The sequence below is a fragment of the Nostoc sp. genome, from assembly GCF_036917675.1.
GTDB lineage: Bacteria > Cyanobacteriota > Cyanobacteriia > Cyanobacteriales > Nostocaceae > Nostoc.
Map to the genome: position 1 here is coordinate 22,310 of NZ_JBALCT010000023.1, position 16,145 is coordinate 38,454.

Here is a 16,145-nt window from a genome sequence, read left to right on the forward strand (position 1 = left end):
AAAGCGATCGCTTGTCAATCACCAAAAAACCAGACCCCCGACTTTTTCAAATTACAAATTACCCATCACCCTATCAAGGCTTGCACTCAGACTTTCAGCATCCGGTGACTTCAATCGCTGCAAAATCTCTAAAGCTGGTTGCAAATAGGATATCGCTTTAGTGTATTCACCCTGCTGTTCTGCCAAATCTCCTAACCTCCGCAGAGTCATTGCTTTGCCTTGGACATTACCAATGCGTTCATTTATTTCCAAAGACTGATTGAAAAGTGCGATCGCTTCATCCACTTCCCCTTTCTGGGCGTGAATAATTCCCAGTTGGTGCAACGTCGTCGCTTTGCCTTGGACATTACCAATGCGTTCTTCTATTTCCAAAGACTGATTGTAGAGTGCGATCGCTTCATCCACTTCCCCTTTGTTGGCGTAGATCATTCCCAGACAGTGCAACGTCGCCGCTTTGCCTTGGACATCACCAATGCGTTCTTTTATTTCCAAAGACTGATTGTAGAGTGCGATCGCTTCATCCACTTCCCCTTTCTGGGCGTGAATAATTCCCAGTTGGTGCAACGTCGTCGCTTTGCCTCGGACATTACCAATGCGTTCTTTTATTTCCAAAGACTGATTGTAGAGTGCGATCGCTTCATCCACTTCCCCTTTGTTGGCGTAGATCATTCCCAGACACTGCAACGTCGCCGCTTTGCCTTGGACATCACCAATGCGTTCTTTTATTTCCAAAGACTGATTGTAGAGTGCGATCGCTTCATCCACTTCCCCTTTGTTGGCGTAGATCATTCCCAGACAGTGCAACGTCGCCGCTTTGCCGTGCAACGTCGCCGCTTTGCCTTGGACATGACCAATGCGTTCATTTATTTCCAAAGACTGATTGTAGAGTGCGATCGCTTCATCCACATCCCCTTTGTTGGCGTAGATAATTCCCAGTTGGTGCAACGTCGCCGCTTTGCCTTGGACATGACCAATGCGTTCTTTTATTTCCAAAGACTGATTGTAGAGTGTGATCGCTTCATCCACTTCCCCTTTGTTGGCTTTCAGCATCCCTAAATTATGATAAATTGCTGCTAATTCTCGTTCATCTTCTTTTGGACAAAGATTTAAAGCTTGTTCGTAATAGTTTAATGCTTGATCAACCTCACCCATTTGGTGTTCACAATAAGCAATTTCTTTGAGAACACTATGGTTTTTAGTAATTTCTAAGGTTGATTTGCACAAATGTATTGCTTCCCGAAATCGACTTTCGTGCCACAAGCGGTTCGCCAATGAACTAGCTATTTTCCCCGCAATTTCTTCATCCTTCCCCAACAAAGCCAACCGATGAATTTCTAACTTTTGTGCTTCCGTCGCAGTTTCCACCCCTTCCCACCACAGACGATACAAAATTTGTGCAGCTTGTTTATACAACTCTTCCTCATCAATTCCTGTTCCCCTCCCTGCTTGCGGGGAGGGGTTAGGGGTGGGGTTCTCTAGCAACGGTGACAAAATCCGAGGAACCCGATACAACCTCTCTCCGTTGTTCGTAAGCGTAACTTCCAACAAACCCATAATTTCAGCGCGTTGAATATGACTTTCCCAACTAGAGATATCCTCACAAATCGGTGAAATAGCAGCTATAACAACAGGTAACTCATACACCAACAACTTCCCCAGCATTTTCCGCAAATCTGGAGTTTGCTGCTTCAGCAATTCCTCTGCCAAGATATTCTCACGAAATTTTTCTTCTGCCACTTCCATCTTCTTTAAGATTGTGGCGAGATTATCTGCAATGTTTTCAGAAAGAATTTTATCCAACCATTCCAACAGCCGAGGATTTCCATCTGCTGCTTTTTTGGCGAGTTTCTGCAATTCTGCATCAATCGCCAAACTGCCATTAAACGAATTGAGACGATTAAACTTTTTAATTAAATCTGCCCCACCCAAAGCCCCCAGAGGTTCGCGGTACAGACGATGATTCAGTTCCGACAATGTGAAATCGTAGCGACAGGTAATAATTACCTTGTGGGGAAGTTGGGAATTTTGAATCGCCTTCAGCAACGCCAGCAGTACATCTACTACTTGTGGTTGCAAGACATAAACCCCATTTCGTAATTCCAAATTGGCCTCAAAGTCATCCAGCACAAAAGCAAAGCGCTGTTCTTTGGTATTCAGTCCTTCCTTTAAAAACCTGGTGAGGCGCTGCATCAAGGGTAACTTGCCATTGAGAATTTCATGCCCCCGTTCAGATGTACATTGTTCAGCAAGGGTTTTGAGCAATTTGTCCTCATCCAGTTGCCGAAAATTCACCAGCCTGTCATAGCCAACCATCCTTTCTAGAAGTCGCGCAGTCACAGTACTCTTACCCACACCCCCCAGTCCGTGAATGAGTACCCCTAATGAAGTGCGAATCGCTTTGAGACAACGTTGCAAAGTCCGCCGTCTCCCAACAAACTCAGAGGGTTTCGCCACCCGCACCTGTTGGGTATCGGGATCTAAAAACTGTTGATAAGCAGGTTCCGGCGCAGAGAGTGGCAAATCTCCCCACACTTCCACCAACGCACCGGGACATTCTCCCTGAATATATAACCGCAACAAATGCCAGTCACGCACATTCTGTTTAAACAACTGCTGGTAAGTGCTAGCGAGTGCTTCAGCTAATTGATATCCGGCTGCCAATTTGCCGTAGAGGTGTGCGGCGGCGGCTGTAGCTGTCCGATCTTCCACAGTCCGCCCCCAACTTAAAACCGCCCTAGCCCCTTGTGCAATGAGTGCCTCAGCCATAGAAGGGACAGCCCCTTTATCTGGTGCTTGTCCAGTCCGACAACCAGACAAAAACACCAATTTGGGAAATCTAAACCGAAAAACTTCCGCCAGTTCTGCGGCTGTGGTTTCATGACGTTCCCCGATTTCCGTCTCAGTAATAAAATAAGGCGTATTCGCCTCTAAACCTTCCCCCCTCCTCGCTTGCGGGGAGGGGTTGGGGGTGGGGTTCTTTCCCGCTTCACCAGGAGTAATTGAGGCGTGTCCTGTGAGGTGAAACACATCAAAGTCATCAAGATAGCGACTCCACACCTTACCCAACTCGCTAACGCAACCGCTTTCTTCCACCCGCAAATCCACAGCAAAATCTTGCGTATCAGCCAGAATTCTCGCCTCTTCCTGTTCAAAATCTAACTTTGCTTCCACATCTTCCGGGTCGGTTGCCATAAACAATACTCGCAATTGTCGTGCTTCCACAGCAAACCCTTCCGTTTCTTTCTCAATCCAGCGCAGAGGCAAAACCACCGGATTAACCCGCTTTACCAAAAAATCCTCACCATCATGCAGCACTTCCCAAGGTAGATGTGCCAGTTTTTGATCGGTATCAATAGCAATTACCAACCCCTCAGCGCGACAGTCAGCAATTCCCCGACTCAACCAGCGTCCATCGTCATCCAACCAAAAAAATAACTGCTTCCCGATTCCTGGTAAATTGGGCAGCAGTTGATAGTAATCTCGTTCGCCTTGCTTGAGTAAATCAGCGATTTCTGCTAATTTCAGACGACGTGATTCATAGTAATTTGTTTGAGGTAGCCAATATCTGAGTTCAACTGTTTCCTGCGTACTTTCCCGAAGTTGAATGCGGATAGTTTGCACTTATTTGCTGAGAGATTTGAGGATTTCCGTGATTTCCTCTATGGTAGCTTCTTCCAGTAAAATCCTGTTTCCAGTATCAGGGTTAAGAATTACCACATCAAATTGCTTTCCTGGATGGGATTTATGCCATTCTTGATACCATTTGCGGATTTGTTCAGCTAAAGCAGCAGCACCACCCACAATGCCGACAATAGTAGCAATAGCTGCTAGAGTCGCCTCTCTTTGCGTCGGCACTTCATAGCTTCCCGATATTCCAGGAATTTCTAGCAAAGCCTCGGCTGCTGCTGGTGCGTTTTCGCCTTCAATACCAACTTGAATTTCAGCCATTAAATCACCTACGAATTTATCCAAGATTCCGTATATTATCCATTGAATTGGGGATAAGATTCACCCAGAGAAGCAGAGAGGATTGCAAAATTATTTACTTTGTGTTGCAAGAATTGCCTAAAATAAGGCAACAGATGCAAACCTGGAAACCCAAATTGAATCTGACTTTCAAAAATTACGAATTACGAATTACTATGAGGAGTTCCAAATATGGTGTGGACTCCCTTACACGCAAAAATCCATCGCACCATCCGATCGCGCCACTTATTTGAGCGCAACCAACGGCTATTAATCGCTGTCTCTGGCGGACAGGATTCTTTATGTTTAATAAAATTACTTTTAGATTTACAATCCAAATGGGGATGGGATTTAGGTATTGCTCACTGCGATCATCGCTGGCGTTCTGACTCCCAAGCTAATGCTAATCATGTAGAAAATTTAGCTAAAACTTGGGGTATATCCTTTTATTTAGAAACAGCAAACCAACCTATAAATAGTGAAGCTGCTGCACGCGATTGGCGCTATCAAGCTTTAAGTGCGATCGCTCAGGCAAATAATTATCAATATATAGTTACAGGACACACCGCCAGCGATCGCGCCGAAACTCTCCTCTACAACTTAATTCGCGGTACTGGTGCTGATGGCTTACAAGCCCTGACTTGGCAACGCCCTCTAACTACGGGCATTATGCTAGTGCGTCCACTTTTAGAAATTACTCGCTCACAAACAGAGCAATTTTGTCAAGAGTTTAAATTACCAATTTGGGAAGATTCCACCAATCAAGATTTGCAATATGCCCGCAACCGCATTCGTCAAGAGTTAATACCATATTTGCGGGAAAATTTCAACCCCCAAGTAGAATCAGCTTTAGCCCAAACAGCAGAACTTCTCCAAGCGGAAGTGGAATATTTAGAAAAAGCTGCCCAGGAGTTGCGAGAAAAGGCATTGGGCATGGGGCATGAAGAAGTGCGGTTAAATCGTCGGGTATTGCAGAAAGCACCATTGGCACTGCAACGTCGGGTGATGCGTCAGGTATTGCAGCAAATATTGACTGATGCACCTAGTTTTGAACACATCGAAAAATTAACGGCTTTAATTATAGCGCCCAACCGATCGCAAACTGATCCATTTCCTGGTGGTGCGATCGCTCAAGTAGAAGGCGACTGGATCTGTTTAAAATAGTTATTTCAAGTCTTTTTGCGATCAGGGACAATGCACATTATTAGTTTTAGAATCTTAATAAAATATGCAGAAAACCATGTAGATTGTCAGGAAGGATTAAGCAATGGTCAAATTAAATATAAAACCTCACCCTACCTCCGGCTTCCCTCTCCGATGCTTTGGAGAGGGATTGAGGGTGAGGTTTGATCTTATATTTAATTACGCCTACCTACTTAAGTTCGTAGTTGGGCTTTAGCCTAGCTTAAGCCCCTTGTCTCACCAAAGCCCCAGAACTTGTTAAGACGTGAGTAATTCTGGCTGACACATTAAACTTTGAAGAGTCTGACGCATCTGTGCGATCGCTTGGAGTTGAGAATCACCAGTTTCCTGGAATTGATCCAAAGATTCTGCAATTCCTTGCAGCTTTTGCCGTAAGCTATCCAGAGAATCCTGAATTGGTTGTAGTGCTTCTTGATACAAATTCACTCGACCACAGCATTCAGCAGTTGTTCTTCGTAGGGATAGCAAATTTTCCTCGATCGCTTTAAGTTCTTGGCGTTTTTCATCCAAATCGTGAGTTTGATTGTCAATCATTCCCTGATTTAGCTCAATACCAGCACGGATCTGCTCAATCTCACGTTCCAACTTTTGGATTTCCTGTGAATATTGTTGTCGTTGGGTTTCAATTTGTAACAGAATCGGTTCTAAATTAATTTGGTTGTTGCTTTCTTTTTCATCAGCAACAGTATATCCTTGTCGCCGTAACAGTACAGCTTGGTGTTGCTTGAGAAACTCCTGATGCTGTAACATATTGCGGCGTTGTCCCACTAAACTGGAGTTTAGCATCTGATAGAGGTCTTTTTCATCTGTTAGTTCCAGTTCTAAATTGATGTGGTCATGGTCAGATGCGTGATTGATTTTAGTTTGCAGTTCTTCTATAGTTTTTTGTTTATATTCCAGTTCTTGTTCTTGATCGTGAACAAAGCTAGCGTCTATTTCCACCTTATATTCCAAGTCTTGTACTATTTTTTGTAGTTCTTCTAAAGACTTTTTCTCCAAAGCTTCCACATCAACTTGCTGACCAAGAACTACATTACCAGACGTTGCAGCCAAAGACTGAACCTGTTGATATAACTCTTCTTGGTTTCGTAACTGCTCTTTGATTATCCGAGCATACTCTTGCTTACTGGTAAGGTCTGCTGTATTCACCTGTAATTGGGCTGTGTGCTGGGCTAGAGAATTTTGTGCTTGAACACAAGCGTTTTGGCGATCGCTAAAGTTTTGTGACAAACCCTCAACTTCTGCTTGCTGTTGAGCGATCGCAGTTTTTTGCTCCTCCAATTTTTGCCAGTGTGGGGTAAGAGTAGCTTGCTGCTTTTCAACCAATTCAAAAGCCAAATGGAGGTGTTCTCTGACTGTTTCTGTGGGAGCCGCATTACTAGACAAGCGATCGAGTAACTCACTCATTACCCGACTTTGCTCCTGATCCAAAACCGTTCCTTGTTTAAAATCCCCTTCACGTTCCTCTAGACGACGCTGCTCACCCCGCAAATGCTCCCAAGCGCCTTCCAACTCCTGGCGATTGCGCTCATTTTCTGTTTGCAACCGTTCAAGTTCCTGGCGCGAGGTGTCAACCTCCTGTTTTTGCTCCTCTAGGCGTTGTACCTCATCCTCCATTTCTTCCAACTGTTCTGATCGTACTTCCATGTCCATTTCACGGCGATTTAACTCTTGCGCCTGAAACGTCAGCGACTGCTTCCACTGATCAATCTCATCTTCCTTGAGCTTAAATTTCTCCAATTGGCGAGAAAAATTCTGCAAAATGTTGACTAGTGGACGCCCTGCTTCTTGAATCCGCTGCACTTGGCGATTCGGATTCAGTTCAACCAGTACCAAAGCACCATCATTTAATTTGCTTGCGTCCTCAGCAGCAATCACATCTTCCGACACAGTACTCCAATTCTGGTCAGTTCGCTGACAAGCTAGCAGTTTCAGTTCAGTTTTGGCGCCGCCACTGAGTAAACCACCTTTCTGTTTTTGTACTTCTGCTAAATACAGCACACCGTTAGTCCTTTACCGTTAGTCCTTTATTGATGCACTTAAAGTTCGTGTTTTGGGATATACCTGAAATAATTCTGTTAACTTGGCTCACTGAACCGAAGTTTCGGAGCATAAGACAGACAAAACTATAGACGCGAGATATTACGTCTTGGATACTTATAAAAGCAGACTTGATCGCGCCTTTATATTTTGTACTGATGACAGTGATGATGACTTCCGTGTTAACACTAGCTTTGTCGAAGTGTATTACGAAAGATTAAGATTTATAGCTTAATGTATTCTCCCATGACAACAAAGAACAGAGTAATAATCTTTCCAATACTCCATAATCAATACTTAAAGAAGAAGTCAGAATTCACAATTCAGAATTCAGCAATACTTAAGGAGTACTTTTTAGATAAATGCAGGGAAATTTAAATGAAATTGATATTTGCAGTATCCTGCAATTGATTGAGTTGGGACAGCGAACTGGGCAACTATGGGTAGAAGCTCATAGCTCTCACCATAACAACAAACTGGGTGGAGAGGGAGCAAGTATTTATCGCCCGAAACAACAGTCTTGGTTCGTCTTTTTCCTGAATGGTCAAATTATCTATTGTCAAGAAGGCGAGAGTAGTTTATCCAGAATTAGGGATTATTTACGTCATTACCGAGTTGAAATGCGGCTCACTGACAAACAAATTGCCTCCCTACCATCAATCGACGCGTCAGAGTATGCCTATCTTTGGGCACTCCTGGAACAGAATATCATCAACCCAAAGATAGCTGGTAGTATCATTTACGGCTTGGTGCATGAAACCCTTTTTGACCTGTTGAGCTTACATCAAGGTAATTTCATCTTTCATCAGGATGCGGCACTTACCCCGCAATTAAGTACTTTTGAGATTGCTCCATTCGTTACAAAAATTACGAAACAGGTGCAAGAGTGGAAGCAATTCTATCCACACATTCAGTCTCCAGAACAATTGCCAGTGCTATCTGACAAAATTCAGCTCCAATCCTCGCTACCAGAACCAACCGTGAATAAGCTACAACATTGGGCTGATGGTAAAACATCCTTGCGTCAACTGGCTCGCTATCTCAACCGAGACATTTTGACAGTAGCTAAGGCAATATATCCATATGTGCAACAGGGTTGGCTACAACTAGTCTATTCAGAGACAACTAAACCAAATGCTCACACGGATAGCGGGGAATTGAAAGAAAAACACAAGGGGCGGATAGTATGTATTGACGATGCGATCGCTATCGGTGAGACTATAAATTCCATCCTACAACCACAAGGTTATGAAGCGATCGCCCTCACCAATCCCTTAGAGGCACTGAGTCTGGTTTTTCAACTCAAACCGGATTTAATTTTATGTGACATTGCCATGTCGGAATTGGAGGGGTACGAGGTTTGTGCCATGCTGCGACATTCAACAGCATTTCGGCTGATACCGTTTATCATGCTTACTGGTAAAGATGGATTTATTGATCGAGTCAAAGCTAAGATGGTCGGGGCTACAGATTATTTAACAAAACCATTTACAGACACTGAGTTACTTATGCTCGTAGAGAAATATATCAACAACTAATGAAAATTGGGCATGGGGCAAAAGAATTTTAGATTTTGGATTTTGGATTTTGGTAAAGTAGCGCGGTCTTGGGGGTTTCCCCCATGAGTGACTACTGAACCCGGAGGGATTGAACATCTAAAATCTAAAAGACCTTTAAGGACTCGCTAACGCAAATCCAAAATTCGGGAGGCATGGGGCATTGGACAGATAAAAAGATCCAAGATTTGTTGATCTACTAAAAGATCAGGTAAAAGATGTTATCACAGAGTCAGCCTACTTAGTGAAAGATCAATATCCAGGAAAATAGTGAAAAACTAGAATTAATTTATACAGTTAATACTTGCGGAGGAATCAGGGAATGTTCCAAGTAGGAACGTCTACATCAGGAGGTAGATAGACACTTATGAGTACAGTTCTGATTGTGGAAGATAGTATCGCGCAAAGGGAGATGATTACAGACCTCCTGAAAGCAACGGGCTTAACTGTTACCCATGCCAGTGACGGATTAGAAGCATTGGAGGCGATTCAAATAGCACCTCCAGATTTAGTGGTATTGGATATTGTCATGCCCCGGATGAACGGCTACGAAGTTTGTCGGCGGTTAAAATCCGATCCAAAAACCCAAAATGTCCCTGTGGTGATGTGTTCTTCCAAAGGCGAAGAATTTGATCGTTATTGGGGCATGAAGCAGGGCGCAGATGCCTACATAGCCAAACCGTTTCAACCAACCGAGTTGGTGGGAACAGTCAAACAACTGCTGCGAGGATAAGGATAAAAGCAATATGGTCAGCAAACCGGACTTTTTAAGTGGTAGCGGTCAAGACCATTTCCGTCCTGAATTACAAGTAGAAAGTCCTGAAGGTGAGTTACATTTGAGGTTTTACATTCCCTCGCATCAGGAGTTTGCACTACAAGCAACTGGTATCCGTGAGGTAATTGAACTAAGTCCTGATAGAATCACCCCGATTCCTAATGCTTCTCCTTTACTTTTGGGTACTCTAAATTTACGAGGTCGAGTTATTTGGGTGGCTGATTTGGGTCAATTTCTTGGGGAAGCAAGTGCATTAAACACGGATAGAGCTGAAATTTCGGTGATTGCCATTGAAGAGCAAGACACAATAGTGGGTTTAGCAGTAGAGGAAATCGGTGGTATGGACTGGCTGGATGTCCAGAATCTCATGCCACCAACTAATGTTCCCGATACTATGGCTCCCTTTTTACGTGGAGAGTGGTTATTACGTGCTAAAAATAATCAGTCTCTACGACTGCTCGATCAAATGGCAATTTTACGGAGTGCGCGGTGGGCAGGATGAAATTGGAGGAGGAAATGGCAGCAAGTATTGATAATCACGAGCCAACATATCAACAGGCGATGACCGCCTATGTCCAAAGGGATTATGAGGTTGCCGCTAGTTTAGTTGACCAAGTGGTGCAAAATTTCCCAAATGACCCTAACTCTCATTTGTTACGGGGTCACATCTACTATGTTTTACAGCAGTACGATGTCGCAAAAGAACAATATCAAAAGGTATTACAACTGAGCGACGATCAAGAAATTATTGGTTTTGCCAATAATGGAATTGAGAATATCAATCAATATTTACAGTCATTCAGTGGGGAGATTGATACATCAGGAAGTCAAGAGGAAATAAATTCCTCAGAGATGTCTGATGCACTGGTATATAGCAAACAAGAATTAGAAGATTTGAGCGCTAGTGAGGATTTTGACAGCAATAACCTTGATTTGAACTTTTTTGGAGAGGTTCCAGAAACTGTGAATGGCGTTGAAGAGGTATCTTCAAAAAGCCCATTTGACATACCTACAGAAGATAGTATTGGAACAGTAAAAATACCAGATTCTTCTCCAGTTTTTGCTGACGACCCTTTTGCCTTCAATGAAGAATCGCTAGAACAAGAGTCAAATAGTAATGGGGAAGAGAAAACAGAATTAGAGTTGCCTGCTTTCTGGCAGGAAGATGTATCAGAAGATAGTCTGGAAGAATCATTAGGAAATAGTCAGTTTTCAGATAATGGGATAAATTCTCCTCACGGAAATTTAGCTATTGACAATAATAACTCTTCATCTTCTAATTCCGAAACTGGTAATAGCGAGAATAATTTCTCTGATTTGTTGAGTGAAGCAAAGTCTCCAGAGCTTGGTATCGGAAATTTAGAATATGAAAAATCTAATTTTGGAGACGAAACTTTACTGATTATTGAAGAAGAACTTAGAAATGGTTCGGCAATAACAAATAACTTGGAATCCAGCAATAAAGAATATTTGCCGGAAACCGAGGCACATGATTGGTTGAAACCAACAGATTTGGGAACAAAGTCAGCTTTTGTGGCTGATTTATCTGATGATTCTTCATCTTTTAGCAGCAATCTACCTCTGGAAGAAAAGCCGTTAAAATCAGGTGAGATTATCGGGAAAAATAACTTTGATGACGATGAAAACTTTGATATGGAAGCATTTGAGTCGGCCTTTGGCTCAGAGGGATTAAGCTCTTATGAAGACTCAAATAATATACTAAATGGAGAAAATTCTAAGAGCAATATCGAGTTTTTAGATGACTTTGAGGAATTTGACGATTTAGGCAACATTCCAGGGTTTGACCTGACGGAAGGAGGTTCTAACTTCGGCGATCTAGCAATGCATTCTGCTCCAGCAGAAACTAGTGGTAGTGGAAGCCCTCAAACCGCGGAGGCTTTTTTAAGTGATGCAGCTAGCGATCGCGACGAAGAACTATTCTCAATGACTGGTTCCCATGAATCAGTTCCAGTCTTTAGCCAAACAGATGTCTCGAAAGTAGAACCCAACGTTAACATCGAGCAAGGCTGGTTAGCACCATTAGAGAATGCCTCCATAGAAAACAAACAATGGCTAATTGCTGGAAGTGTGGGCATTGTCTCGGCGCTGGTTGTAGCCACAGTTAGCTTTGTTGCCACCACATTTTCGCCAGCCCAACAACGAGAATCAGTCCGAAATACAGGTTGGGCAATGTCATTAGCATCTGGGATTGCCGGCTTTGCTACCGCCGGCTTCATGGGGAATCTGGCGCTTAAACAAATTCGGCGCACAACTGATGATCTCCAAACTCAGTTTGAGGCTGTACGTCAAGGAAATCTGAATGCTCAAGCCACAGTGTTTTCCGAAGACGAATTGGGGCATTTAGCCACTGGCTTTAATGAAATGGCGCGAGTAATTTTCACGACCACAAGTGAAGTCCAACGGAAAGCCGATGAACAAGAGGAAGCCAAAGAAAACCTCCAACGCCAAGTGATTCGCCTGTTGGATGATGTGGAAGGAGCTGCTAGAGGAGATTTAACAGTCCAAGCGGAAGTCACAGCCGACGTCCTGGGTGCTGTCGCTGACGCCTTTAACCTGACAATTCAAAACCTGCGGGATATTGTGCAACAGGTAAAAGTGGCAGCGAAGGATGTGACAAAAGGTGCAACCAACTCCGAAACCTTTGCTAGAGCCTTATCTGGTGATGCTTTGCGCCAAGCAGAAGAGTTGGCAGTAACCCTGAATTCTGTACAGGTGATGACCGACTCGATTCAACGGGTAGCAGAGGCGGCGCGGGAAGCCGAAACCGTCGCCCGCGATGCTAGTACGATCGCCCTCAAAGGTGGGGAAGCAGTAGAAAATACTGTGGCGGGGATTTTGGAAATTCGGGAAACCGTTGCCGAAACCACCCGAAAAGTCAAGCGGTTGGCGGAATCTTCCCAAGAAATTTCTAAAATTGTGGCGTTGATTTCCCAAATTGCTTCGAGAACTAATTTACTGGCACTCAATGCTAGTATTGAGGCGGCAAGGGCGGGAGATGCTGGACGCGGGTTTGCGATCGTCGCAGATGAAGTGCGCCAGTTAGCAGACAAATCTGCTAAATCCCTGAAGGAGATTGAACAAATTGTGATGCAAATCCAAAGCGAAACCGGCTCGGTGATGACCGCGATGGAAGAAGGCACACAACAAGTAATTAAAGGGACAAAATTGGCAGAAGAAGCCAAGCGATCGCTCGAAAACATTATTCAAGTGGCGAATCGTATCGATATTCTTGTGCGCTCGATTACCAACGACACTGTGGAACAAACTGAAACCTCCCGCGCTGTCGCTCATGTAATGCAATCAGTAGAACTCACTGCCCAAGAAACCTCCCAAGAAGCACAGCGAGTTTCAGGTGCCCTACAACACTTAGTAGGTGTATCCCGTGACTTGATCGCCTCCGTTGAACGTTTCCGAGTGGAAACTATGGAAACTAGGTAAAAAAGTTAGGAGTTAGGAGTTAGGAGTTAGGAATAAAAATCACAACTTACAACTCACAACTCATGACTTGGAAAAAAGTTAGGAGTTAGGAGTGAGGAGTTAGAAATAAAAATCAAAACTCACATCTCACAACTCATAACTTGGAAAAAAGTTAGGAGTTAGGAGTTAGAAATAAAAATCACAACTCACAACTCATAACTCATAACTCATAACTCATAACTCATAACTCATAACTCATAACTTTTGCCATGCTGCCGGAACAACAACAGCGGATTTTGGGTTACTTTATCGAAGAAGCCAGGGATCACCTGAATACCATTGAGCAGGGGTTGCTGAATCTAGAGGGTACCCTGAACGACCCGGAAATGATCAGTGAAGTCTTCCGGGCGGCTCACTCCATCAAAGGAGGAGCGGCGATGCTTGGATTGACTAGCATCCAGCATACCTCCCACCGTCTGGAAGATTGTTTCAAAATTCTTAAAGATAATCCAGTTAAGATTGACGAAAAGTTAGAATCTTTATTTCTCGGTGTATCTGATACTCTCAAAGCGCTGTTAGAGCAATTGAGCGGACCATTTGGTCTTTCTGAAGATGCGGCTAATACTTTGATGTCAGAAACTGAGCCGGTTTTTCAATGGCTGTATCAGCATTTGGAACTACTTGTACAACAAGCGAACAGTGGAGTAGCCAGCAGTCCTGACGCCACAGAACTACACACAACCTCTGAAGATAATGTCTCCACACTTACAGAACTTTTCCTGCGGCGAGATATTCCCGGTTTGGCAGAAGACATCCATCAGGAATCTCCAGAAATATCCTTCTCTGTAGCACCCCAAGAGGTGCGAGACGATCGCGGACTCAGTAAGGCTGGGCGATCGCCAGTCACCGCTAAAGAAAATAATACCTGGAGCGAGTTTCAAGCTCAAGTCTTGCAAACACTACGGGAAATGTTGAAACTGTTTAAGCAAACCACAACACCTTCAACTCGGCAGAACCTTCAACAATGCTGTTACCAGTTAGTCAAACTTGGTGAGACTTGGAATTTGTCCAAGTGGTGTGGTTTGTGTCAAGCAGCAGCCAGTGCGATCGGCAATCCTGAAAATACTTATCTGACTTTAGCTAAAATTGTTATTACCGAAATCAAGCAAGCTCAAGAATTAGTCCTGCAAGGTAGGGAAGCCGAAATTGCAATTAGTCAGCAACTAGAAGCACTTTTGAGCTTTGCAGAAATTGAGTTATTAGAAATTACCCCTGATTTGTTTGATGAGCAGCTTGCGGCTTTGACAGAATTATCAACTGCCTCAGAGCCAATTCTATCTGGTGACACCCAGCCGTTAGTCATAACTAACCTCGCCCAGGCAACTGAAGAACTTAATCTAGATGAGGATATTAGCGAACGCCCCTATCCTCTCCAAGGGACACTACTAAACGCTGCAACTCACACTAGTCTTGCTTTCACTACACATGACGAAGTACATCCAATCAGTAGCAATCTTGATCACAATGGGCCAGAGGTAGGAATAGCTGAGTTAAATACCCTTGCCGATTTATTTGCAGGTGAGACTCCCGAACTAGATGAAAGCTGGCATCAAGAAGAAACCTTAAATATTGTTGCGATCGATGACTTTGGAATTGATTTGGGCAGCACTGAGGCTGAGGACGCTCATAACGATTTATTCGATTTACTTTCCTTTGATGAAGATATCAGCAAGAAGCAGCACCCAACAACCACAGCTGCCACAGAAGATTTATCCCTGTTATTTGGCGACAATTTCTTAGAAAAAGAGAATTCAGAACCGCAAAATCAACAAAAATCTGCTCCGACTTTAGAGTTAAGTGATATTAACGTAGTTGATCTAAATTTAGACTCTTCTTCTTCGGAAAATTTACAAGATTTTACTGATGTTACTAGCCATACAAACCAGTCTCCTGGGGAGATTGTCCAAAATAGTGTCAATAAAAACGATGTCGTTGAAGATTTATTGACACTGCCACTAGATGATGATATTGAACTATTGCCTACAGGCGAAGTAACTCAACCAGAAACTGAGGCGATCGCCCTTGACGTTGGCGCAGCCATCATCGGTGTGGAACTATCTACCAACCAACAAAACAGTTTTGATAACTTATTCTTAGAAACTAGAAATGCAAATTGGGTAGAAGAAATTACCCCTAGTGACTATATAGAATTACCCCAGGAAACAAGCTTGTCTTTGGATGGCCTGTTTGGTGAAATGGAAGAACAGACACTATTGCCTACAAGTGAAGCCGAAATTGGTGATTTATTTGATACATCTGCGGGAATAGCGCCTGAGTCTTCTGAATCAGAAAATGATCTGAGCAACTTCTGGAGCGACGAAACCACAGAGGAACAGGACGAATTCGATTCCTTAATTGAGCAGAATGTGGAAAGGGCGTTAGAGGAGAGTTTGTTTGCTGATAACATTTTTGCTGATAGTCAACAGCCCATAGTTTCTCCTATAGCCAGTTTTGACATAGAAGAAGATTTTGATCTCAATTTCCAGCGTCAAGAGCAGCTAGATTTACTATTCTCATCAGATTCTGGAAATGATTTATTTGATCAGTTAGCACCAAGTAACTCAACTATTTCCCCTGTAATCAACGATGCTTCCACGACTGAAACGCCGTTATTCGCACCGCATCCAGAGGAGGAAATTCTCAGGCGATCGCAACAACCAGAAGCTTTAGATTTTGTTCCAGAATTTACTAATCAGCCCCCAGAGATATCTGATGTTGATCTGGAACTTAATTCATTCGGCTCTTTGGATGAACTAGCAGCTACAGAAACTTCTCTAGATATCAATTTTGGGGAAACTTCAGATTTAGTATCACCCCAAGTAGAGTCAGATGATTTGTTTGGCTCTTTCGATGAAAATCCGCAACTGCTGTTTGAGGATGTAGCCAGAGATGACTCCACCTACATTCAGATGGAAACCACAGATCATACTGTGGATGAACTAGTACCTACAGAAACTTCTCTAGATATCAATTTTGGGGAAACTTCAGATTTAGTATCATCCCAAGTACAGCCAGATGATTTGTTTGGCTCTTTCGATGAAAATCCGCAACTGCTGTTTGAGGATGTAGCCAGAGATGACTCCACCTACATTCAGATGGAAACCACA

General features: G+C 43.5%; 9 protein-coding genes. 6 read left to right on the forward strand and 3 right to left on the reverse strand.

Translation table 11 applies throughout. The features are described 5' to 3' along the window. Positions 1 to 51: 51 nt before the first annotated feature. Together V7K31_RS08770 and V7K31_RS08775 are read right to left on the reverse strand one after the other, a co-directional pair. Positions 52 to 3,621, reverse strand: coding sequence for a tetratricopeptide repeat protein (locus V7K31_RS08770; protein WP_335093826.1), 3,570 nt, complete (start codon positions 3,619 to 3,621; stop codon positions 52 to 54). After that, positions 3,622 to 3,948, reverse strand: coding sequence for a hypothetical protein (locus tag V7K31_RS08775; RefSeq protein WP_335093827.1), 327 nt, complete (start codon positions 3,946 to 3,948; stop codon positions 3,622 to 3,624). 210 nt (positions 3,949 to 4,158) lie between these two features. Here V7K31_RS08775 and tilS point away from each other — a divergent pair, with 210 nt between their 5' ends. Beyond that, positions 4,159 to 5,130 carry a tRNA lysidine(34) synthetase TilS gene (gene tilS, locus V7K31_RS08780; protein ID WP_335093828.1) on the forward strand — a complete coding sequence of 324 codons (972 nt, stop codon included), beginning with the start codon at positions 4,159 to 4,161 and terminating at the stop codon, positions 5,128 to 5,130. Between the two features lie 276 nt (positions 5,131 to 5,406). Here the strand turns inward: tilS and hmpF are convergent, their stop codons facing one another. Further along, a complete protein-coding gene (hmpF, locus tag V7K31_RS08785) occupies positions 5,407 to 7,170 on the reverse strand; it encodes a pilus motility taxis protein HmpF (RefSeq protein ID WP_335093829.1) in 1,764 nt (587 codons plus the stop codon). 401 nt (positions 7,171 to 7,571) lie between these two features. On the opposite strand from hmpF, the gene V7K31_RS08790 reads away from it, so the two are divergent. The 5 genes from V7K31_RS08790 to V7K31_RS08810 form a co-directional block, all read left to right on the forward strand. After that, positions 7,572 to 8,747: a response regulator gene (locus V7K31_RS08790; protein ID WP_335093830.1), complete on the forward strand. Its 1,176-nt coding sequence runs from the start codon at positions 7,572 to 7,574 to the stop codon at positions 8,745 to 8,747. A 385-nt stretch (positions 8,748 to 9,132) separates the two neighbouring features. Further along, a complete protein-coding gene (locus V7K31_RS08795; protein ID WP_069073698.1) occupies positions 9,133 to 9,498 on the forward strand; it encodes a response regulator transcription factor in 366 nt (121 codons plus the stop codon). A gap of 13 nt (positions 9,499 to 9,511) precedes the next feature. Beyond that, positions 9,512 to 10,042: a chemotaxis protein CheW gene (locus V7K31_RS08800; protein WP_292767238.1), complete on the forward strand. Its 531-nt coding sequence runs from the start codon at positions 9,512 to 9,514 to the stop codon at positions 10,040 to 10,042. A gap of 14 nt (positions 10,043 to 10,056) precedes the next feature. Further along, positions 10,057 to 12,999, forward strand: a complete 2,943-nt coding sequence (locus tag V7K31_RS08805) for a methyl-accepting chemotaxis protein (protein ID WP_335093832.1) — start codon at positions 10,057 to 10,059, stop codon at positions 12,997 to 12,999. A 248-nt stretch (positions 13,000 to 13,247) separates the two neighbouring features. After that, positions 13,248 to 16,145 (forward strand): Hpt domain-containing protein (locus tag V7K31_RS08810; RefSeq protein ID WP_335093834.1); only part of this gene is annotated, 2,898 nt, incomplete at its 3' end.